This window comes from Streptomyces sodiiphilus, from assembly GCF_039529215.1.
GTDB classification, from domain to species: Bacteria; Actinomycetota; Actinomycetes; order Streptomycetales; family Streptomycetaceae; genus Streptomyces; species Streptomyces sodiiphilus.
This window is the reverse complement of sequence record NZ_BAAAMJ010000001.1, coordinates 105319-125647: the sequence shown is the minus strand read 5'-3', so window position 1 is coordinate 125647 and position 20329 is coordinate 105319. Positions and strand designations below refer to the sequence as shown.

Annotated in this window: 22 protein-coding genes and 2 tRNA genes; 20 read left to right on the top strand and 4 right to left on the bottom strand. The window is 70.9% G+C overall.

Annotation, left to right across the window (positions count from 1 at the left end; genetic code table 11):
- Positions 1-33: 33 nt before the first annotated feature.
- The gene (locus ABD299_RS00620) at positions 34-567 is read right to left on the bottom strand and encodes a DsbA family protein (protein ID WP_344257882.1); all 534 of its coding nucleotides are present in this window, start codon (positions 565-567) and stop codon (positions 34-36) included.
- Positions 568-696: 129 nt separating this feature from the next.
- Between ABD299_RS00620 and ABD299_RS00615 the strand changes: the two genes are divergently transcribed.
- Complete coding sequence (locus ABD299_RS00615; RefSeq protein ID WP_344257880.1) at positions 697-1104, top strand: hypothetical protein; 408 nt, start codon at positions 697-699, stop codon at positions 1102-1104.
- 68 nt (positions 1105-1172) lie between these two features.
- Entirely contained in the window at positions 1173-1376 is a 204-nt protein-coding gene (locus tag ABD299_RS00610) for a hypothetical protein (protein WP_344257878.1), read from the top strand.
- A gap of 23 nt (positions 1377-1399) precedes the next feature.
- On the opposite strand, the gene ABD299_RS00605 is transcribed toward ABD299_RS00610, so the two are convergent.
- Together ABD299_RS00605 and ABD299_RS00600 are read right to left on the bottom strand one after the other, a co-directional pair.
- Positions 1400-1966 carry a CGNR zinc finger domain-containing protein gene (locus ABD299_RS00605; RefSeq protein ID WP_344257876.1) on the bottom strand — a complete coding sequence of 189 codons (567 nt, stop codon included), beginning with the start codon at positions 1964-1966 and terminating at the stop codon, positions 1400-1402.
- A 172-nt stretch (positions 1967-2138) separates the two neighbouring features.
- On the bottom strand, positions 2139-2552 hold the full coding sequence (locus ABD299_RS00600) for an SsgA family sporulation/cell division regulator (protein ID WP_344257874.1): 414 nt from the start codon (positions 2550-2552) through the stop codon (positions 2139-2141).
- A gap of 248 nt (positions 2553-2800) precedes the next feature.
- Between ABD299_RS00600 and ABD299_RS00595 the strand changes: the two genes are divergently transcribed.
- The 4 genes from ABD299_RS00595 to ABD299_RS00580 all read left to right on the top strand — a co-directional run bounded on the left by ABD299_RS00595 (position 2801) and on the right by ABD299_RS00580 (position 5877).
- A tRNA-Val gene (locus ABD299_RS00595) sits at positions 2801-2872 on the top strand.
- A 138-nt stretch (positions 2873-3010) separates the two neighbouring features.
- Positions 3011-3082: transfer RNA gene (locus ABD299_RS00590), tRNA-Val, on the top strand.
- A gap of 163 nt (positions 3083-3245) precedes the next feature.
- Entirely contained in the window at positions 3246-5225 is a 1980-nt protein-coding gene (thrS, locus tag ABD299_RS00585; RefSeq protein WP_344257872.1) for a threonine--tRNA ligase, read from the top strand.
- A gap of 88 nt (positions 5226-5313) precedes the next feature.
- Positions 5314-5877, top strand: coding sequence for an HIT family protein (locus ABD299_RS00580; protein ID WP_344257870.1), 564 nt, complete (start codon positions 5314-5316; stop codon positions 5875-5877).
- On the opposite strand, the gene ABD299_RS00575 is transcribed toward ABD299_RS00580, so the two are convergent.
- A complete protein-coding gene (locus tag ABD299_RS00575) occupies positions 5878-7554 on the bottom strand; it encodes a hypothetical protein (protein WP_344257868.1) in 1677 nt (558 codons plus the stop codon).
- Between the two features lie 253 nt (positions 7555-7807).
- Here ABD299_RS00575 and pgsA point away from each other — a divergent pair, with 253 nt between their 5' ends.
- The 14 genes from pgsA to ABD299_RS00505 all read left to right on the top strand — a co-directional run bounded on the left by pgsA (position 7808) and on the right by ABD299_RS00505 (position 20304).
- A complete protein-coding gene (gene pgsA, locus ABD299_RS00570) occupies positions 7808-8467 on the top strand; it encodes a phosphatidylinositol phosphate synthase (RefSeq protein WP_344257940.1) in 660 nt (219 codons plus the stop codon).
- Positions 8464-9387 carry a phosphatidylinositol mannoside acyltransferase gene (locus ABD299_RS00565; protein WP_344257866.1) on the top strand — a complete coding sequence of 308 codons (924 nt, stop codon included), beginning with the start codon at positions 8464-8466 and terminating at the stop codon, positions 9385-9387. Before pgsA ends, ABD299_RS00565 begins: the two co-directional genes overlap by 4 nt.
- On the top strand, positions 9384-10544 hold the full coding sequence (locus tag ABD299_RS00560; protein ID WP_344257864.1) for a glycosyltransferase family 4 protein: 1161 nt from the start codon (positions 9384-9386) through the stop codon (positions 10542-10544). Before ABD299_RS00565 ends, ABD299_RS00560 begins: the two co-directional genes overlap by 4 nt.
- 56 nt (positions 10545-10600) lie before the next feature.
- On the top strand, positions 10601-11167 hold the full coding sequence (locus ABD299_RS00555) for a LemA family protein (RefSeq protein WP_344257862.1): 567 nt from the start codon (positions 10601-10603) through the stop codon (positions 11165-11167).
- 132 nt (positions 11168-11299) lie between these two features.
- A complete protein-coding gene (pdxS, locus tag ABD299_RS00550) occupies positions 11300-12214 on the top strand; it encodes a pyridoxal 5'-phosphate synthase lyase subunit PdxS (RefSeq protein WP_344257860.1) in 915 nt (304 codons plus the stop codon).
- Positions 12215-12287: 73 nt separating this feature from the next.
- On the top strand, positions 12288-12872 hold the full coding sequence (gene pdxT / locus ABD299_RS00545; RefSeq protein WP_344257857.1) for a pyridoxal 5'-phosphate synthase glutaminase subunit PdxT: 585 nt from the start codon (positions 12288-12290) through the stop codon (positions 12870-12872).
- A 59-nt stretch (positions 12873-12931) separates the two neighbouring features.
- Entirely contained in the window at positions 12932-13684 is a 753-nt protein-coding gene (locus tag ABD299_RS00540; RefSeq protein ID WP_344257855.1) for a YebC/PmpR family DNA-binding transcriptional regulator, read from the top strand.
- Positions 13685-13783: 99 nt separating this feature from the next.
- Positions 13784-14335, top strand: a complete 552-nt coding sequence (gene ruvC / locus ABD299_RS00535) for a crossover junction endodeoxyribonuclease RuvC (protein WP_344257853.1) — start codon at positions 13784-13786, stop codon at positions 14333-14335.
- Positions 14332-14958 (top strand): Holliday junction branch migration protein RuvA, encoded by a 627-nt coding sequence (gene ruvA, locus ABD299_RS00530; protein WP_344257851.1) that lies wholly within the window; start codon positions 14332-14334, stop codon positions 14956-14958. The genes ruvC and ruvA overlap by 4 nt, the downstream gene beginning before the upstream one ends.
- Before the next feature lie 13 nt (positions 14959-14971).
- Positions 14972-16036: a Holliday junction branch migration DNA helicase RuvB gene (ruvB, locus tag ABD299_RS00525; RefSeq protein ID WP_344257849.1), complete on the top strand. Its 1065-nt coding sequence runs from the start codon at positions 14972-14974 to the stop codon at positions 16034-16036.
- Between the two features lie 164 nt (positions 16037-16200).
- Positions 16201-16671, top strand: a complete 471-nt coding sequence (yajC, locus tag ABD299_RS00520) for a preprotein translocase subunit YajC (protein ID WP_344257848.1) — start codon at positions 16201-16203, stop codon at positions 16669-16671.
- A gap of 126 nt (positions 16672-16797) precedes the next feature.
- Positions 16798-18618, top strand: a complete 1821-nt coding sequence (secD, locus tag ABD299_RS00515) for a protein translocase subunit SecD (RefSeq protein WP_344257847.1) — start codon at positions 16798-16800, stop codon at positions 18616-18618.
- A gap of 1 nt (position 18619) precedes the next feature.
- Positions 18620-19747: a protein translocase subunit SecF gene (secF, locus tag ABD299_RS00510; protein ID WP_344257845.1), complete on the top strand. Its 1128-nt coding sequence runs from the start codon at positions 18620-18622 to the stop codon at positions 19745-19747.
- 5 nt (positions 19748-19752) lie between these two features.
- Positions 19753-20304 carry an adenine phosphoribosyltransferase gene (locus ABD299_RS00505; RefSeq protein ID WP_344257938.1) on the top strand — a complete coding sequence of 184 codons (552 nt, stop codon included), beginning with the start codon at positions 19753-19755 and terminating at the stop codon, positions 20302-20304.
- Positions 20305-20329 lie beyond the last annotated feature (25 nt).

Sequence of the window (20329 nt, the reverse complement as noted above, 5' to 3'; positions counted from 1 at the left end):
GTCGCCTCGGCCGCGCGGCGGCGCCGACGCGGCTCAGCCGTCGGTCCGTGCGGCAGCCCCCTCCCGCGCCGTGAGCTGCGCCTCCACCGCCTCCGTGATCCGCTCCAGCAGACCGTCCTGGCTCCTGCCGCCGTCCAGCCGGAGACCACCGACCACATAGGTCGGTGTCCCGGTGACCCCGATGGCCTGTCCCTCGGCCTGGTCGGCATCGACGGCCAGCAGATGCCGCCCGTCGATCAGCGCGGTGTCGATCTCCTCGGCGTCCAGCCCGAGGCCGGAAGCCACCTCCAGCAGCACCCGGGTGCCGCCGCGCGCGAGGTCACCGGTCCTGGCCAGCAGCGCCTGGGTGTACTCCTCGCCCCTGCCCTGGGCGGCGGCCTCCTCGGCCGCCTGGGCGGCGGCCAGGGCGTGCCGGTGCCCAGGCAGTGGGAAGTGGCGGCGGCGGATCTCCAGGGCGTCGCCGAACCGCTCGCGCAGCACCCGGAGATCGGCCAGCGCCCGGTGGCAGTCGGAGCACTGGAGGTCGCACCACACCTCGAGGACGGCGCGCTTGTCGGTGTCGTTCATGGGTTCAGTCTTCCAGGACCGGCGCACGGGGGTGGCGAGGGCCTCGGCCGGCTCGCCGTATCCGGGCCGGCGCGGCGGTCCGGCGCCCGGGCGTGGCCCGCGAGCCGCCCGGCAGGGCAGGATGGAGACATGCTCATTACGACAGCCTGTGCCGTAATCTCCGCCGCCGGCCTGGGGATCGCCTTCCTGGTGGCCCGTCGCCGTCGGTTCGCGACGGCCCTCCGGGTGGCCGCCGTGTCACTGCTGCCCGTGGGACTGGCCATGACGGGGGTGGTGCGATTCGTCCTGAACATGACTTTCAATCCGCTGGCCTGGGCGGGTTTCGGAGTGCTGGCCCTGGCCGTGCTGATGTTCCTCGGGGCCAGGTTCGCGGACCGCCGGGGCCACGGAACCGCCCGGCCGCCTGCGGCTTCCGCCGGCGAGCCCGCTCAGGCCCTCCCCGCCACCCGTGAGCGGCCCGGGGGCGCTCCGGCCGGAGCCGGCGGCGCGGACGACTTCTCGGATATCGAGGCGATCCTGAAGAAACACGGAATCTGATGAATTCTGGCGCATACAGGGCGTGTTGATGTGCCACGCATGGGCGCTTGGGCGATCATCGCCGCGAAATGGCGCACATCACGAGGGAGCAGGCTCCCGGCCCCCGACCAGAACCCGACGAACCACCCGCGGTCACGCATCCGGCTCCGGTGGAGCCGCCGCGTCCCCGCGGCTGCCTGTTCGCTCTGTCCCAACCGCCGCTGATGCTGTTCCTCGCGGTCATCGGCGCTCTGCTGCTCATCACGGGGGTGCATGACCTGTTCCTCCTGTGATCCGTCCGCCCGCCCCGCGGTGACTACCGTGCCTGCGGGGCGGAGGAGCGGCGCCGCGCCCGGTACGCGGCGACGTGCAGCCGGTTGCCGCAGGTCCGGCTGTCGCAGTAGCGGCGCGAGCGGTTCCTCGACAGGTCGACGAAGGCCCGCTTGCAGTCGGGCGCCTCGCAGTGCCGCAGCCGCTCGCGTTCCCCTGCCACGATGATGAAGCCCAGGGCCATACCGCAGTCGGCCGCCAGATGGTCGGCGACCGATGCCCCGGGGGCGAAGTAGTGCACGTGCCAGGAGTGCTCGTCGTGGTCCGTCAGCCGTGGTGTTGTCCCCGCCGCCGCCACCATCGAGTTGATCAGTTCCGCGGCGGCCCGGTCCGAGCCGGCCGCGAAGACGTCCGCGAACCGCTCCCGGACCTTCCGCACCGCCCGGAGATCCCGCTCACCCAGCGTTCCGACGTCGCTGATCCGGTGGCAGTCGACGAAGGTCCGCAGGGCACCGACATCCGCCAGTTGGTCTGCGGCGGAGTCCTGCGGGGCGGTGTTCAGCAGGTCCACCACGCTCTCCAGGGCGCACCGGGTGTCGTGGTTGATCAGCAAAGCATCGCTCCGGATCCGGAGGGGCGGCGGTCGTCACCGGCCGTGCGGTCGCCGGTTGCCAGACTCTAACCGGTGCTCCGCACGGCCGCGGCGCCCACGTGCCGGCTGCCGCCCGTCCCGCGCCGGTTCCGCGCCGTCGCCCCGAGTCGGACGGCACGGAAACCGGCGGGTCTCAGCTCTCGGCGAGGATGTGCGAGAGCTCTGTGTCCAGATCGAAGTGGCGATGCTCGGTGCCCGGCGGCACCGCCGCCTCGGTGCGCTTGAGAAATGATTCCAGCGCCCGCGCCGGAGCCTCCAGCAGCGCCTCGCCCTCCGGGGAGCTCAAGGCGATGCAGGCGACCCCCTGACCATGGCTGCGGGAGGGCCACACCCGGACGTCGCCGGTGCCGGTGGGCCGGTGCAGGCCTTCGGCGAGGAGATCACGGGCGAAAACCCACTCGACGGTTTCCTCCGCTCCGGTATGGAAGGTGGCGTGGACGGCGTAGGGGTCCGCTGTGTCATACCGCAGCCCCGCGGGAACAGGCAGTGAGGACTCGCTCGATACGACGAGGCGCAGGTGCAGCTCGCAGCTGACCGTGGTGTTCATAAGCGCCAGGGCCTTTCGCTCAGTGTGCGCTCGGGGATTCGCACGTCGGCGAAGTCCACATGCCTCCTGTGCGCCGGGTGTAAACCCCTCTGACTCAATTGCCCCGATTGGCATCATTCGAATGGAGGAGTCCGGTATGCGATGACGGGGCGGCTGGCCACATTCCGTGTCCGGGGCGGGCTTCCTCCGGCCCGGGCGGCGGGCGGTGCGGGGATGATCTCCGGTGAGGTAGTGTGGCTGCCGCACCCGGGCGATTAGCTCAGCGGGAGAGCGCTTCGTTCACACCGAAGAGGTCACTGGTTCGAACCCAGTATCGCCCACACTCCGCAAGGGGCCGGCTTGAATGCCGGCCCCTTCCGTATGCGTGACGCACCCGGCGCCCGGGGTCCGCCCGAGACCGGTTTGGATGAGGGCCGGGCGGCACTGTATGGTTCTCACCGTGCCGCAGGGCACCACCGGGGCGATTAGCTCAGTGGGAGAGCGCTTCGTTCACACCGAAGAGGTCACTGGTTCGAACCCAGTATCGCCCACATCCCCGAAATGCCGGGCCGTCCCTGACGGTCCGGCATCACTGTTTCCGGGTGCTGCGTGTTCGGGCCGCGCATATCCGTTTCGCGGCGGGATCTGCCCGTCGGTAGGATGCCACGGCGCAGCGCCTGCTGCATTTCCCGGGACAAACGTCAGGAGAGACCGGTGTCGGACGTCCGCGTGACCATCCATCGTGATTCCGAGCGGGAAGAACGCGTGGTGACCCTGGGCACGACGGCCGCCGCGCTCTTCGAGGGCGACCGCTCGGTCGTGGCCGCCCGCATCGACGGCGAGCTGAGGGACCTGGCGCACCCGCTCGCCGACGGGCAGGAGATTCTCCCCGTGGAGATCACCTCCCCCGACGGCCTGGACATCCTGCGGCACTCCACCGCCCACGTCATGGCGCAGGCGGTCCAGGAGCTCTTCCCGGAAGCCCGGCTCGGCATCGGCCCGCCCATCAAGGACGGCTTCTACTACGACTTCGACGTCGAGGCGCCCTTCCACCCGGAGGACCTGCGGCGCATCGAGAAGCGGATGCAGCAGATCCAGAAGCAGGGGCAGCGCTTCTCCCGCCGGGCCGTCAGTGACGAGGAGGCGCGTGAGGAACTGGCCGCCGAGCCGTACAAGCTCGAACTCATCGGCCTCAAGGGTGCCGCCGCGGACGCAGCCGAGGGAGCGTCCGCGGAGGTGGGCGCGGGGGAACTGAGCATCTACGACAACATCGACCCCAAGAGCGGTGAGCTGTGCTGGCGGGACCTGTGCCGCGGTCCTCACCTGCCCAGCACCCGGTACATCCCGGCGTTCAGGCTGATGCGCTCGGCGGCCGCCTACTGGCGCGGCAGCGAGCGCAACCCGCAGCTGCAGAGGATCTACGGCACCGCCTGGCCGTCGAAGGAGGCACTGAAGGAGTACCTGGAGTTCCTCGCGGAGGCCGAGAAGCGGGATCACCGCCGGCTCGGTGCCGAGCTCGATCTCTTCTCCATTCCCGAGGAGATCGGTTCCGGACTGGCCGTCTTCCATCCGCGTGGCGGTACGGTCCGCCGGGTCATGGAGGACTACTCGCGCCGCCGGCACGAGGAATCCGGGTACGAGTTCGTCTACAGCCCGCACGCCACCAAGGGCCAGCTCTTCGAGCGCTCGGGCCACCTCGACTGGTACGCCGACGGCATGTACCCGCCGATGCAGCTCGACGGCGGCCAGGACTACTACCTGAAGCCGATGAACTGCCCGATGCACAACCTGATCTTCGGGGCGCGGGGCCGGTCCTACCGGGAACTGCCGCTGCGTCTGTTCGAGTTCGGCACCGTCTACCGCTACGAGAAGTCCGGTGTCGTGCACGGCCTCACCCGGGCCCGGGGCTTCACCCAGGACGACGCGCATATCTACTGCACCCGGGAGCAGATGGCCGACGAGCTCGACTCGCTGCTCACCTTCGTGCTGAACCTGCTGCGCGACTACGGCCTGGAGGACTTCTACCTGGAACTGTCCACCCGGGACCCGGAGAAGTCCATCGGCTCCGACGAGAACTGGGAGCGGGCCACCGAAGCCCTGCGGCAGGCGGCCGGCAAGCAGGGACTGGAGCTGGTCATGGACCCGGGAGGAGCGGCCTTCTACGGGCCGAAGATCTCCGTCCAGGCCAAGGACGCGATCGGCAGGACCTGGCAGATGTCGACCATCCAGCTCGACTTCAACCTGCCCGACCGCTTCGACCTGGAGTACACCGCTGCGGACGGGTCGCGCCGCCGGCCGGTCATGATCCACCGGGCGCTCTTCGGATCGATCGAGCGCTTCTTCGCCGTTCTGCTCGAGCACTACGCGGGTGTCTTCCCGCCCTGGCTCGCGCCGGTCCAGGCGGTCGGTATCCCGGTCGGTGACGCCCACGTTCCCTACCTCCAGGAGTTCGCCGCACAGGCCAGGGCCCAGGGACTGCGCATGGAGGTGGACGCCTCCTCGGACCGCATGCAGAAGAAGATCCGCAATGCGCAGAAGCAGAAGATTCCCTTCATGATCATTGCCGGGGACGACGACGTCGCCCAGGGGGCGGTGAGCTTCCGCTACCGGGACGGCTCGCAGAAGAACGGCATCCCCCGCAACCAGGCGCTGACGGAGATCGCCGACGCGGTGCGCAGCCGCTCCCAGGTCTGAGACCGGGACGGGAACGGTGCCGCCCGCCCTCCGCGAAGGTGTGCGAGGCGGCGCCGTCCCGCCGTCCGGCACGGGACCGGCACGCCATATGCTGGCCCGCATGAGCAGTGAGCCGGAACAGCAGATCGGGGTCGGGACGCCGGACGACTTCCAGCGCCTGTGGACGCCTCACCGGATGGCCTACATCCAGGGCGAGAACAAGCCGACCGGCCCGGAGCCCGGGGACGGCTGCCCGTTCTGCTCGCTGCCCGCCAAGTCCGACGAGGACGGCCTGATCGTGGCGCGGGGGGAGTCCGTCTACGCGGTGCTCAACCTCTATCCCTACACCGGCGGCCACCTGCTGCTCGTGCCCTACCGGCACGTCGCCGACTACACCGGTCTCACCGGTCCGGAGACAGCGGAACTGGCCGAGCTCACCAAGCGGGCGATGACCGCGGTACGGGCCGCCGCCGGAGCGCAGGGGTTCAACATCGGAATGAACCAGGGCGCGGTCGCCGGGGCGGGCATCGCCGCCCACCTGCATCAGCACGTGGTGCCCCGGTGGGGCGGCGACGCGAACTTCATGCCCGTGGTCGGGCACACCAAGGTGCTGCCGCAACTGCTGGCCGAGACCAGGCAGATGCTCGCCGCCGCCTGGCCCGGCAGCCGCTGATCACATGTTGTACTCGTCGGCCTTCTTCGGCTCGGCCGACTGGACCTGACCGCTGAGGGCCTGGGCGCGGGCGCCGAACTGGCTGGTGTCCACGCCGTTCTCCTCCAGAACCCGCAGCATTGCCGCGTGGGCCACCCGCAGCACCGGGGTGGCGGCCCGCAGGGCGTCGTCCGCCATGAAACGGTGCCGCCACGGCTTGGTGGCCCAGGTGTGCCGCAGACCGAACGGCTCGGGCAGGGCCAGCGTGCCGCCGTAGGCGTCGAGCTGCTTGGGGAACCACGTCAGCGGCGCACGGGCGGCCAGCCGCACCACCTCCTTGGCGTCCACCAGCGGCAGCGGCCGGTCCTGCTTCGTCCAGAACTTCACCGGATGGGGAACCTTCTTGGTCTTGCCGGCGGGCTTCTCCCGGAAGAAGCCGTGCACCGGCCCCAGCGCGTGGCCCGTCACCTCGACGCGCAGCGTGTGATGCAGGACCGTCACCGTGATCATCATGGTGATCACCAGCTCGCCGTCCCACAGGACGAACTGCACGCCCAGGTAGTGCCGGTCGCCACTGTCGAACTGCTGCTCGTTGCAGATCCGCTGCACCTCGATGCCGTTCACGCTGTAGGCCTCGGCCTCGGGGCCGTCCGGCCGGGAGACCGCTCCCGCGTTCTCCCCCACATGCCGTACCACCCAGTGCTCGATGGACGGCGGGGGGAAGCCGCCGGTGTGCAGCGGCCCGCGCTCCAGCATGCGCAGCCGGTCGTGCATGGCGCGCGCGATGTCCCAGCTGCGGAAGGGGTCGATGTCACCCTCCGGGTCGCGGGGCGTGAGCTCCTCGGCGAGCTGCCAGCTGCCCCACCGCACGCCCATCCCGAGAATGCCCTTCGGCCCGGCGTAGTAGACCATGTTGCTGTTCTGCTCCGCGGCCACCTTGGCCAGCCCCAGCCGCAGCCGCTCGGCGTCCGCGTCGTTCGGGTTCTCCGGTACGGCTTCCGGGATCCGGGCCCCCGCACCGCCGCCGCCGAGCAGGTCCGCCCAGTGCGCCCGCAGGTTCTGCGCCGTCTGCTCGCACACCCGCTGCGCCCACAGCCAGGCGAGCACCGGGGCCGGCAGCTGCGCCCACAGATAGAGCCGCCACCCTCCGTCCACCGGCAGCTGGCTGATGACGAGCACGATCAGCAGTGCCAGGCCTCCCAGGATCAGCAGCCCGAACCACCCGGCCCGCTTGTCCTGGGAACCGGCCAGGGTGCGGCGTACCTGGAACAGGCCCAGCCAGATGAGCACGCCGGGCAGGAAGAGCAGCGCGAACACCGCCATGATGAGTGTGAGCTTGCTGTCGCGCTGTTTGCGGATGCGTTTGGCGGCCAGGCAGTGCTCCACAACCGTCTGGGGTTCCGCGCCGAACGACTGGATCAGCGGCTTGCGCCCCTCGCCGAGCATCCGGGTCTCCAGGGCGCGTGTGAACGCTTCGCCCAGGTTGGGCTCCAGCAGCGAGAACTTCCCCGGTTTCACCGACGCCTGGTCGTTGGCCGCCCGGATGTCCGCCGGATCGCCGTCCCGGTAGGCGACCGAGGCGATCGCATGGCTGACACCGGTCTGCCCCCGGCCGGCTCCGGAGAGGGGGACCTGGGCGCCTGGCGCGAAGTCGAAATCCACCCCCGCCTTGCTCTTGAGGTCGTCGAAGCCCGCCATCGTCTGCCCCCAGCGTGAGAACCGAACCGCTGCCGGCTGGTCTTCCCGGTGCCGGGGTGCCCGACACCTGCCGGCGCGCGGCCGGGTGGCCGCGCAGGACGCCAGCCTATCGGCGGACTGCGGTTCGCCCGGCGGGAACCGTCGATCCCCGGCCACGGCACGGGGCCTGCCCCCGTGCGTCCCGGGCGTGGCTACGATGGGCCCGCCGGTGGCCGTTCGACCACCCGGCCCGCAGCGACCCACCGGGAAGACCATGCTCAACAAGTACGCGCGTGCCTTCTTCACGCGTGTTCTGACTCCGTTCGCCGCGCTCCTGCTGCGGATGGGGATCAGTCCGGATGTGGTGACACTCATCGGGACCGCCGGGGTGACGGTCGCGGCCCTGGCGTTCTACCCGCAGGGCATCTTCTTCTGGGGCACCGTCGTCATCACCCTCTTCGTGTTCTCCGACCTGGTGGACGGGACCATGGCCCGGCAGGCCGGGCTCTCCAGCCGCTGGGGCGCCTTCCTGGACTCCACGCTGGACCGGGTCGCCGACGCCGCCGTCTTCGGCGCCCTGGCCCTGTGGTTCGCCGGACGCGGCGACGACCTGCTGCTGTGCGCGGTGGCGCTGTTCTGCCTGGCGAGCGGTCAGATCGTCTCCTACACCAAGGCCCGGGGAGAGAGCATCGGACTCCCGGTCAAGGTCAACGGCCTGGTCGAGCGCGCCGAACGGCTGGTCATCACGCTGGTGTGCACCGGGCTGGCCGGTCTGGAGACGTTCGGGGTGCCCTACATCGGCCTGCTGCTCCCCGTCGCCCTGTGGGTCGTCGCGGCCGGCTCCCTGATCACTCTCGTCCAGCGCGTGGTGACCGTCCGCAAGGAGGCCGCCGAGGCGGACGCCGCCGACCGGCAGGGGGGCACGGCCACATGAAGGAACGGCTGACCGACGGGCTGTACGGGCTGGGCTGGGGCGCGGTGAAACGGCTCCCCGAACCCGTGGCGATGGCGCTGGGCCGCCGGATCGCGGACACCGCAACCAGGCGCCGCGGCCGCGGCGTGCGGCAGCTGACGGCCAACCTGGCCCGGGCCGTACCGGATGCCGGGACCCGGGAGCTGGATGCCCTGACCCGGGCCGGCATGCGTTCCTACCTCCGCTACTGGATGGAGTCCTTCCGGCTGCCGGTGTGGAGTGCCGACCGCATCCGCGCCTCGGTGGAGATCGAGGACCTCCACCACCTCACCGACGGCATCGCCTCGGACCGCGGAGTCGTCCTGGCCCTGCCGCACACCGCCAACTGGGACCTGGCCGGAGCCTGGCTGACCACCGCACTGGACACTCCCTTCACCACGGTGGCCGAACGGCTGAAGCCGGAGACTCTCTACGACCGCTTCGTGGCCTACCGGGAGGGACTGGGAATGGAGGTCCTGCCGCACACCGGCGGTGCCTTCGGGACCCTGGCCCGGCGGCTGCGGCACGGAAAGCTCGTGGCACTGGTGGCGGACCGGGACCTGTCCTCCTCCGGCGTCGAGGTGTCCTTCTTCGGGGAGACCGCACGGATGCCCGCGGGGCCGGCCGTACTGGCTCTGCAGACCGGCGCTCTGCTCCTGCCGGCCACCTTGTGGTACGACTCCTCACAGGTCATGAAGGGGCGCGTGCACCCGCCCGTCGAGGTCCCCGCAGAAGGCACCCGGGCGCAGAAGGCGGCCGTCATGACCCAGGCGGTGGCCGACTGCTTCGCCGCCGGCATCGCCGCTCACCCGGAGGACTGGCACATGCTCCAGCGGCTGTGGACCGCCGACCTGCCGGAACCCGGCGGCCGCGCCGGAGCCGCGGAGACGAGGACAGCGTGAAGATCGGCATCGTCTGCCCCTACTCGTGGGACGTTCCCGGAGGGGTCCAGTTCCACGTACGGGATCTGGCCGAACACCTCATCCGTGAAGGGCACAGCGTCTCGGTGCTGGCTCCGGCGGACGAGGGCACACCGCTGCCGCCCTACGTCGTCTCCGCCGGGCGCGCCGTTCCGGTGCCCTACAACGGCTCGGTCGCCCGCCTCAACTTCGGCTTCCTGTCCGCGGCCCGGGTGCGGCGCTGGGTGCACGAGGGCGACTTCGAAGTGCTGCACATCCATGAACCCGCCGCCCCGTCGCTGGCTCTCCTCACCTGCTGGACCGCGCGGGGCCCCATCGTCGCGACGTTCCACACCTCAAATCCGCGCTCCCGCGCGATGATCGCCGCGTATCCGATCCTCCAGCCCGCCCTGGAGAAGATCAGCGCCCGGATCGCGGTCAGCGAGTACGCGCGCCGCACCCTGGTGGAACACCTCGGCGGGGATGCCGTGGTCATCCCCAACGGCGTGGACGTCGGCTTCTTCGCCGGTGCGGAGCCCAAGGCGGAGTGGCAGGGCGGCACCATCGGCTTCATCGGCCGCATCGACGAGCCGCGCAAGGGGCTGCCGGTGCTCATGGAGGCCTTGCCCCGCATCCTGGCGCGCTGTCCGCAGACCCGGCTGCTGGTGGCCGGCCGGGGGGACGAGGCCGAAGCCGTCGGACGGCTGCCCGAAGGGATGCGCGACCGGGTCGAGTTCCTCGGCATGATCAGCGATGAGGACAAGGCCCGGCTGCTGCGCAGCGTGGACGTCTACGTGGCTCCCAACACCGGCGGTGAAAGCTTCGGGATCATCCTGGTGGAGGCCATGTCGGCGGGGGCTCCCGTCCTCGCCAGCAACCTGGACGCCTTCGCCCAGGTGCTGGACGGGGGAGAAGCGGGGCAGCTGTTCCCCAACGAGGACGCCGAGGCCCTGGCCGCGACGCCCGTCGGGCTGCTGGGCGACGCCGGCCGCCGGGAGGAACTGCGCCGCCGGGGCAGCCGGCACGTGCGCCGCTTCGACTGGTCCACGGTGGGGGCCGACATCCTCGCCGTCTACGAGACCGTTACGGCCGGTGCCGGGGCTGTGGCACCCGACGACCGGGTGGGCCTGCTGGGCCGCCTGGGCTTCTCCCGGGACTGACGCCCGGCCGCCATCCGCCCCGGGCCCGGCTTCCGGGCCCGGTATGGTGACCGGCCGTGACCACTCTCATCTGGACAGCGGCTGTCCTGTTCCTCATCGGTGTCTACCTCAGCTGGACGGCCGGCCGGCTGGACCGGCTGCACGCCCGGATCGACGCGGCCCGTGCCGCCCTGGACGCGCAGTTGCTGCGCCGTGCCTCCATCACCCAGGAACTGGCCACCGCCGGGGTCTTCGACCCCGCCGCCTCCATGGTGCTCTACCAGGCGGCCCACGCGGCCCGGCTGGCCGAGGACGAGCACCGGGAGGTCGCCGAGAGCGAGCTGAGCCAGGCGCTGCGCGCCGTGTTCGCCGACGGTGCCCAAGTGGAGGCGGTGCGCCGGGCACCGGGCGGTGAGGCCACCGCGGAGGAGCTGACCGCCGCGGTGCGCCGGGTCCCGATGGCCCGCAGATTCCACAACGACGCGGTCCGCGCCGCCCGGGCGCTGCGCAGGCACCGCACGGTGCGCTGGTTCCGGCTGGCCGGGCATGCCGCGTCTCCGCTGGCCTTCGAGATGGACGACGAGCCGCCGCGGGCTCTGGACGCCCACGCGGCCGGAGCGGGCGGCGGCGGGGCAGGCCACTGACTGACGATTGGCCCTTTGCGGACATGTCCCGGGGAGGTTTCATCGACAAGGCGGGGTAGTGCGCCCCGTGCCGGCCCGTTCCGGCAGCCAAGTACGCCCATCGTCCGTCGATCGCCGAGTGAGGTCCACACCGTGTCCAGCACGTCCCCCAGCACGCCCCAGAACTCCGAGACCGGTACAGCCCGCGTCAAGCGCGGCATGGCCGAGCAGCTCAAGGGCGGCGTGATCATGGATGTGGTCACCCCGGAGCAGGCCAGGATCGCCGAGGACGCCGGCGCGGTGGCCGTCATGGCCCTGGAGCGGGTCCCCGCCGACATCCGCAAGGACGGCGGCGTGGCCCGGATGTCCGACCCCGACATGATCGACGGCATCATCGAAGCGGTCTCCATCCCCGTGATGGCCAAGTCCCGCATCGGCCACTTCGTCGAGGCCCAGATCCTTCAGGCGCTCGGCGTCGACTACATCGACGAGTCGGAGGTCCTCACCCCGGCCGACGAGGTCAACCACAGCGACAAGTGGGCGTTCACCACTCCGTTCGTCTGTGGTGCCACCAACCTCGGTGAGGCGCTGCGCCGGATCTCCGAGGGCGCGGCCATGATCCGCTCCAAGGGGGAGGCCGGTACCGGGAACGTGGTCGAGGCCGTGCGTCACATGCGGCAGATCAAGAGCGACATCGCCCGGCTGCGAGGCCTGGACAACCACGAGCTGTACGCCGCGGCCAAGGAACTGCGTGCCCCCTACGAACTGGTCAAGGAAGTCGCCGGGCTCGGCCGGCTGCCGGTGGTCCTGTTCTCCGCCGGCGGGGTGGCCACCCCGGCCGACGCGGCGCTGATGCGCCAGCTCGGGGCCGAGGGCGTCTTCGTCGGCTCGGGCATCTTCAAGTCCGGTGACCCTGCCAAGCGGGCCGCCGCCATTGTGAAGGCCACCACCTTCTGCGACGACCCCAAGGTGATCGCGGATGTGTCCCGCGGCCTGGGCGAGGCCATGGTCGGCATCAACTGCGACACGCTGCCGGAAGCCGAGCGCTACGCGTCCCGCGGCTGGTGACCAGCCGGTGTCCCTGAGGGCGGGCGCGCTTGTGCGCCCGCCCGCAGCCGTTGTCGAGAGGTATCACGTGAGCATGCCCGAGATCGGTGTCCTGGCTCTCCAGGGCGATGTCCGCGAACATCTGGACGCGCTGACCGGGGCCGGCGCGCGGGGCCGCCCCGTCCGGCGCCCGGAGGAGCTGGCGGCGGTGGACGGTCTGGTGATCCCCGGCGGCGAGTCCACCACCATGTCCAAGCTGGCCACGGCGTTCGGCCTGCTGGAGCCGCTGCGCGAGCGGGTGAGGGCGGGCATGCCCGCCTACGGCTCCTGTGCCGGGATGATCATGCTCGCGGACAAGATCCTCGACCCCCGTTCGGGGCAGGAGACCATCGGCGGCATCGACATGATCGTGCGCCGGAACGCCTTCGGACGGCAGAACGAGTCCTTCGAGGCGGCTGTGGAGGTCGAGGGCATCGACGGTGGTCCCGTGCAGGGTGTTTTCATCAGGGCCCCGTGGGTGGAGTCCACCGGAGCAGGGACCCTCTCGCTGGCCCGGTACGGGGGACACAGCGTGGCGGTCCGCCAGGGCGGGCTTCTGGCGACCTCCTTCCACCCGGAACTGACCGGGGACCACCGGGTGCACCGCTACTTCGCGGACATGGTCCGGGCCGCGGGCTGATCCACTGGCGGTAGGATCTCCCGCGTCGGTTCTGTTGGCGCCATCGAAGGAGCGAGGCTGTGTCCGGCCACTCGAAGTGGGCAACCACCAAGCACAAGAAGGCCGTGATCGATGCCAAGCGCGGCAAGCTCTTCGCCAAACTGATCAAGAACATCGAGGTCGCCGCGCGTACGGGAGGCGCCGACCCGGACGGCAACCCCACGCTGTTCGACGCCATCCAGAAGGCGAAGAAGAGCTCGGTCCCGAACAACAACATCGACCGTGCGGTCAAGCGCGGCGCCGGTCTGGAGGCCGGCGGCGCCGACTATCAGACGATCATGTATGAGGGCTACGGTCCCAACGGTGTCGCGGTGCTCATCGAGTGCCTCACCGACAACCGCAACCGCGCAGCCTCGGACGTCCGGGTCGCGATGACCCGCAACGGCGGGTCCATGGCCGATCCGGGCTCGGTGTCGTACCTCTTCCACCGGAAGGGCGTGGTCATCGTCCCCAAGGAGGGCCTGAGCGAGGACGACGTCCTGGGCGCGGTGCTGGATGCCGGTGCGGAGGAGGTCAATGACCTCGGGGAATCCTTCGAGGTGGTGAGTGAGGCGACCGATCTGGTGGCGGTCCGCACCGCTCTGCAGGAGGCGGGCATCGACTACGACTCCGCGGACAACAGCTTCCTGCCCACCATGCAGGTCGAGCTGGACGAGGAGGGCGCCCGCAAGATCTTCAAGCTGATCGAGGCGCTGGAGGACAGCGACGACGTGCAGAACGTCTTCGCCAACTTCGATGTCCCCGACGATGTGATGGCGAAGGTCGACGCCTGAGAGCCCGGCCCGGACTCGTCCGGCCGAGCCCGTCCGCCGCTGTCGGCGGCGGACGGTAGCCTCCAGGGAGGCAGGCAGGGCCGGGGAAGGGGAGTGCGCATGCGGGTACTCGGGGTCGATCCGGGCCTGACCCGTTGCGGCATCGGAGTGGTGGAGGGCACCACGGGCCGCCCACTGCGGATGGTCGCGGTGGGGGTGGTGCGCACCGACGCGGGATCCGCCACCGCCGGGCGTCTGGTCCTGATCGAACGCGGCATCGAGGAGTGGCTGGACGCCCATCGGCCCGAAGCCGTCGCCGTGGAGAGAGTGTTCAGCCAGCACAACGTCCGTACCGTGATGGGCACCGCCCAGGCCAGCGCCGTCGCCATGCTGTGCGCGGCCCGGCGGGGCCTGCCCGTCGCCCTGCACACCCCCAGCGAGGTCAAGGCGGCCGTCACCGGCAGCGGACGTGCGGACAAGGCTCAGGTCGGGGCGATGGTCACCCGGCTGCTGCGGCTGGCCGCCCCGCCCCGCCCGGCCGACGCCGCGGACGCGCTGGCCCTGGCCATCTGCCATATCTGGCGTGCCCCGGCGCACAACCGCCTGGAGCAGGCCCACGCCGCGGCGGCCGGCCGTGGCGCCGTTCGACCTTCCAAGGACAGCAGCACATGATCACGTTCGTCTCCGGACCGGTCGCCGCGCTCGCCCCGGACACCGCGGTGGTCGAGGTCGGCGGTGTCGGGCTGGCGGTGCAGTGCACCCCCGCGACCCTGGCCGGGCTGCGGGTCGGGGAGCCGGCCCGGCTGGCCACCGCGCTGGTCGTCCGCGAGGACTCGCTCACGCTCTACGGCTTCGCCGACGACGACGAGCGGCAGGTCTTCTGGCTGCTCCAGACCGCCAGCGGGGTCGGACCCCGGCTCGCCCAGGCGATGCTCGCCGTCCACCGGCCCGACGATCTCCGCCGAGCGGTTGCCGCGGGCGACGAGAAGGCGCTGACGGCGGTGCCCGGTATCGGGAAGAAGGGAGCCCAGAAGCTTCTTCTCGAGCTTCGTGACCGGCTGGGCGAACCTCTGGCCGCCGCGGGCCGCTCCGCACCGGTCCGCTCCGGCTCCTCCGGGACACCGGACTGGCGCGAGCAGCTCCACACCGCGCTGGTGGGCCTCGGATATGCGGCCCGCGAGGCGGAGGAGGCGGTCACGGCCGTCGAGCCCCGGGCCGAGGCCGCAGGCTCCGGCCCGCCCCAGGTCGCGCAGCTGCTGCGCGCGGCCCTGCAGACCCTGAACCGCTCCCGCTGATTGGACACCGCCCATGACCTGGGACGAGACCGCACCCGATGGGGGAACCCGCCTGGTGGGCGCCGAAGCCGACGGGGAGGACCGCGCGGCCGAGGCCGCCCTGCGGCCGAAGGACCTCGCGGAGTTCGTCGGCCAGTCCACCGTCCGCGAACAACTCGATCTGGTGCTCCGGGCGGCACGGGCGCGTGGTGCCACGGCGGACCACGTGCTGCTGTCGGGAGCTCCCGGCCTGGGGAAGACCACGCTCTCCATGATCATCGCGGCGGAGATGAACGCTCCCATCCGCATCACCTCCGGCCCTGCCATCCAGCACGCCGGCGACCTGGCGGCGATCCTGTCCTCGCTGACCGAGGGGGAGGTTCTTTTCCTGGACGAGATCCACCGGATGTCCCGTCCCGCCGAGGAGATGCTCTACATGGCGATGGAGGACTACCGGGTGGACGTCATCGTGGGCAAGGGGCCCGGTGCCACCGCGATCCCGCTCGAGCTGCCGCCCTTCACCCTGGTGGGCGCCACCACGCGGGCCGGCCTGCTGCCTCCGCCGCTGCGTGACCGTTTCGGGTTCACCGGTCACATGGAGTTCTACACGCCCGAGGAACTCGGCCATGTCATCCGCAGGTCCGCCGGGCTGCTGGAGGTGGAGGTCACCGAGGACGGAGCCGGCGAGATCGCCGGGCGGTCGCGTGGCACCCCCCGGATCGCCAACCGGCTGCTGCGCCGGGTGAGGGACTACGCCCAGGTCAAGGCCGACGGCGTGGTGACGCGGGAGGCCGCCCTGCGCGCCCTGGAGGTGTACGAGGTCGACGAGCGCGGCCTGGACCGCCTGGACCGGGCGGTGCTCACTGCCCTGCTGAAGCTGTTCGGCGGAGGGCCGGTCGGGCTCTCGACCCTCGCGGTCGCGGTGGGGGAGGAGCGCGAGACCGTGGAGGAGGTGGCGGAGCCCTTCCTGGTCAGGCAGGGTCTGCTGGCCCGGACTCCGCGCGGCCGGGTCGCCACCCCGGCGGCCTGGCAGCACCTCGGCCTGGTGCCGCCGCCGTCACCGGACCGGGGCGGCCAGACGGGACTCTTCGGGGCGTGACGGCGGCGGAATTGGCCTCTAAAGGAACTCCAATGCCATCCTTGACGTTGTTCCCCAGGCGTAGCCTCGCTTAGACTCCGCCGACGCCATCCGTCCTGGACGGCATGCCCACCCCGAATACCAGGCCGCGCGAGCCGCGGCCGTGCGAAGGAAATTCTTCCGCCGTGGATATCGCCTTTCTTTTCCCGTTCATCCTGCTCATCGGTGTCATGTTCCTCATGACCCGGTCGGCGAAGAACAAGCAGCGCCAAGCCATGCAGATGCGTGACTCGATGGAACCCGGCACCGGGGTCCGGACGATCGGCGGCATGTATGCCCTGGTCAAGGAGGTCCACGAGGACACCGTCCTGCTGGAGATCACCCCCGGCGTGTCCACGATGTACGCGAAGAACGCCATCGGCGCCGTCCTCGAGCCCGAGGAGTACGAGCGGATCATCAGCGGCGAGCCGGCCTTCCCGGACGAGACCCCCGTGGTGCCCGACGACGCCTCCGCACTCACCGGCGAGGAGCAGGCGGGCCGTGACGACCGGGTCGGCCTCGACAAGACGGAGAACGGCACCGCCGAGGGGGCTTCCGGTGAGGAGCCCGGTTCGCAGGACTCGCGGCGCGACGGCGAGAACGGCTCCAAGTCCTGAAACGGTGCCGGTGCCGCCCCACCCGGCCCGCTGCGGGCCGTCCCGGCACCGGTGCCTGCCAATCCACCCGCTGAGCCGCGCGGCGACCACCGGGCGCGAGCCGTTGGACAAGAGAGAGACGAGAAGGTGGCGACACCGAACAATGACCTCAGGTCCTCATCGAGAGACCGCAGGTCCCCGGCCGCCCAGGCCAAGCCCGGGCGCGCTCTGCTGCTGATCCTGCTGATCACGGTGGTGCTCACCGGAGGGATGTTCCTCTCCGGCGCCAACACCCCACGACTGGGCATCGACCTCGCCGGAGGCACCAGCATCACGCTGACGGCCACCGAGGACGCGCGCAACCAGAACGCGGTCAACCAGACCAACCTGGAGACCGCCGCGAGCATCATCGAGCGGCGCGTCAACGGTCTGGGCGTCGCCGAGGCGGAGGTGCAGACCCAGGGCGACCGCAACATCGTCGTCAGCATCCCGCGGGGTACGGACGAGGAGCAGGCTCGGGAGCAGGTCGGGGTGACGGCCCAGCTCGGCTTCCGGCCGGTGCTGAGCATCGACTCCGCCGCGCCGCTGCCCGGCGGCGAGGAGCCGGCCCCCGACGAGGAGGCCGTCGACCCGGACGCCGAGGGCGGCGAGGAGCAGGAGGGCGAGGACGGCGAGGAGGAGCGCAGCGACCAGAGCCTGCGCTCGCCCGGCGCGACGGCTCCGGCAGGGGCCACGACCGCCACCCACGCGTCGTTCCGCACCGAGGACGGCGAGGAAGCCACCGAGGACGGCGAGGAGACCGAGGAGCCCGGCGAAGGCGCCGAGGACGGCACCTCCGAGGACGAGGACGGCGCGGAGAACGAGCTGCTGGCACAACTCGCCGAGCTGGACTGCACCACTCCCGAGGCCCGTGCCGAGGCCGGCCGTGCCGCGGCACAGGTCGACGACTCCGAGCCGATCGTCGCCTGCGACACCGATGGCATGGCCAAGTACGCCCTCGGTCCGGTGGCCGTCCCCGGCACCGACGTCACCGATGCCAGCGCCGTCTACGAGACCCAGCGCGGCATGGGCTGGATCGTCCAGCTGGAGTTCAACTCCGCGGGCGCCGACAAGTTCGCCGACGTCACCGCCGAGCTCGCCACCCAGTTCCAGCCGCAGAACCAGTTCGCCATCGTGCTGGACGGCGAGATCGTCTCCGCGCCGAGCGTCTCCACCCGCATCGGTGGCGGCAGCGCCGAGATCTCGGGCAGCTTCACCCAGGAGTCCTCGGAGGAACTGGCCAACATCCTCAAGTTCGGCGCGCTGCCGATCTCCTTCGAGGAGGGCAACGTCGTCAGCGTCTCGCCGACGCTCGGCGCCGAGCAGCTCAAGGCCGGCCTCATCGCCGGCGGCATCGGCCTGCTGCTGGTGCTCGGCTACCTGGTGGTCTACTACCGGGCTCTGGCGATGGTCGCCGTCGCCAGCCTGCTGGCCATGGCGGCACTGAGCTACGTCATCATGACGCTGCTGGGCCCGGCCATCGGCTTCGCGCTGAGCCTCCCGGCGGTCTGCGGCGCCATCGTGGCCATCGGCATCACCGCGGACTCCTTCATCGTCTACTTCGAGCGGATCCGTGACGAGGTCCGTGAGGGGCGCCCGGTCCGCCCGGCCACCGAGCGGGCCTGGCCCCGGGCGCGGCGCACCATCCTGGTCTCCGACATGGTGTCCTTCCTTGCCGCCGTGGTGCTCTTCCTGGTCTCCGTCGGCTCGGTGCAGGGCTTCGCCTTCGTTCTCGGCCTGACCACCGCGCTGGACGTACTCATCGTGTTCCTGCTGACCAAGCCGATGGTGACACTGCTGATGCGCAGGAAGTTCTTCGCCTCCGGCCATCCGTGGTCCGGCCTCGACCCCAAGCGGCTGGGCATGCAGCCGCCGCTGCGACGCGGCCGCCGCCGCGTCACCGTCCCCGCCGAACCGAAGGAGGCCTGAGATGTCACGGCTCGGCTCACTGGGCTCCAAGCTCTACCGCGGCGAGACCGCCTACGACTTCGTCGGGAAGCGCAAGCTGTGGTACGGCGTCACTCTCGCCTTCGTCGTCATCGCACTGAGCGGTCTGGGCCTGCGCGGCCTGAACATGGGCGTGGAGTTCCAGGGCGGCGCGGTCTTCACCACGCCCCCCGCCGTCGAGATGACGGTCGAGGAGGCACGTGAGGTCACACAGGAGGCCTCCGGCAGCCAGGCCAGGGTCCAGCGCATGGGTGACGGCGCTCTGCGGATCCAGGTCACCGGACTGGACACCGAGCAGTCCAACGAGACCCGGGAGGTGCTGGCCGGTGAGCTCGGCATCCCCGTGCAGGAACTCAGCACCGACCTGGTCGGTCCCAGCTGGGGCGACCAGATGAGCAGCAAGGCCCTGCAGGGCCTGGTGGTGTTCCTCATCCTGGTGACGCTCTACCTCGCCATCGCCTTCGAGTGGCGGATGTCGATGGCGGCGCTCGTCGCCGTGCTCCACGACCTGGTGATCACCGTCGGGGTCTACGCCATCGTCGGCTTCGAGGTCACCCCCGGCACCGTGGTCGGCGTGCTGACCGTCCTCAGCTACTCGCTGTACGACACGGTGGTGGTCTTCGACAAGGTCAAGGAGAAGACCCAGAACGTCACCAAACAGTCCCGCCGCACCTACGGCGAACTGGCCAACCTGGGGCTCAACGCCACCCTGGTCCGGTCCGTCAACACCTCGGTGGTGGCACTGCTCCCGGTCGGCGCGCTGCTCTTCATCGGCACCGGGCTGCTCGGCGGTGGCATGCTGAAGGACATCGCGCTGTCGCTGTTCATCGGCCTGGCCGCCGGAACCTACTCCTCGATCATGATCGCCACCCCGCTGGTCACCGACTTCAAGCTGCGCGACCGGGAGATCCGCGCGCACGACAAGCGGATCCTGGCCAAGCGGGAGGCCGCGGCACAGGCCGCAGCCACCGGTGCGGAGAACGAGACGGGCGATGACGACTCCGGGGCTGAGGATGCCGGAGCCACCACCGCGAGCACCGTGGTGGGCCCGCGCCGACAGCCCGCCTCCCGCAACCGCGGGCGGGGCCGTCCCTCGGGCAAGCGGCGGTGAGCGCGGTGACTCCGGTGCCGGAGGGCCTGCGTGCCCTGCTGCTGGGCCGCATCCGCGACGTGGCCGATCACCCCGCACCCGGGGTGGTGTTCAAGGACATCACCCCGCTGCTCGCCGACCCGGCCGCCTTCTCGGCACTGACCGAGGCGCTGGCCGAGCTGTGCCGGAAGCACGGGGCGACGAAGGTCGTGGGCCTGGAGGCACGCGGCTTCATCCTCGCCGCCCCCGCAGCGGAACGGGCGGGCCTCGGATTCATCCCGGTCCGCAAGGCGGGGAAGCTGCCCGGCGCCACGCTCTCCCAGGCCTACGACCTGGAGTACGGGAGCGCGGAGATCGAGATCCACGCCGAGGACCTGTCCGCGGACGACCGCGTCCTGGTGATCGACGACGTACTGGCCACCGGCGGCACCGCGGAGGCTTCGCTGCGGCTCATCCGCCGGGCGGGGGCGCAGGTCGTCGGCCTGGCCGTGCTGCTGGAGATCGGCTTCCTCGCCGGCCGTGACCGGGTGCTCACCGCCCTGGAGGGCGCTCCGTTCGAGGCGCTGATAACCGTCTGACAGTACGCGGGAGCACAGCGGACAC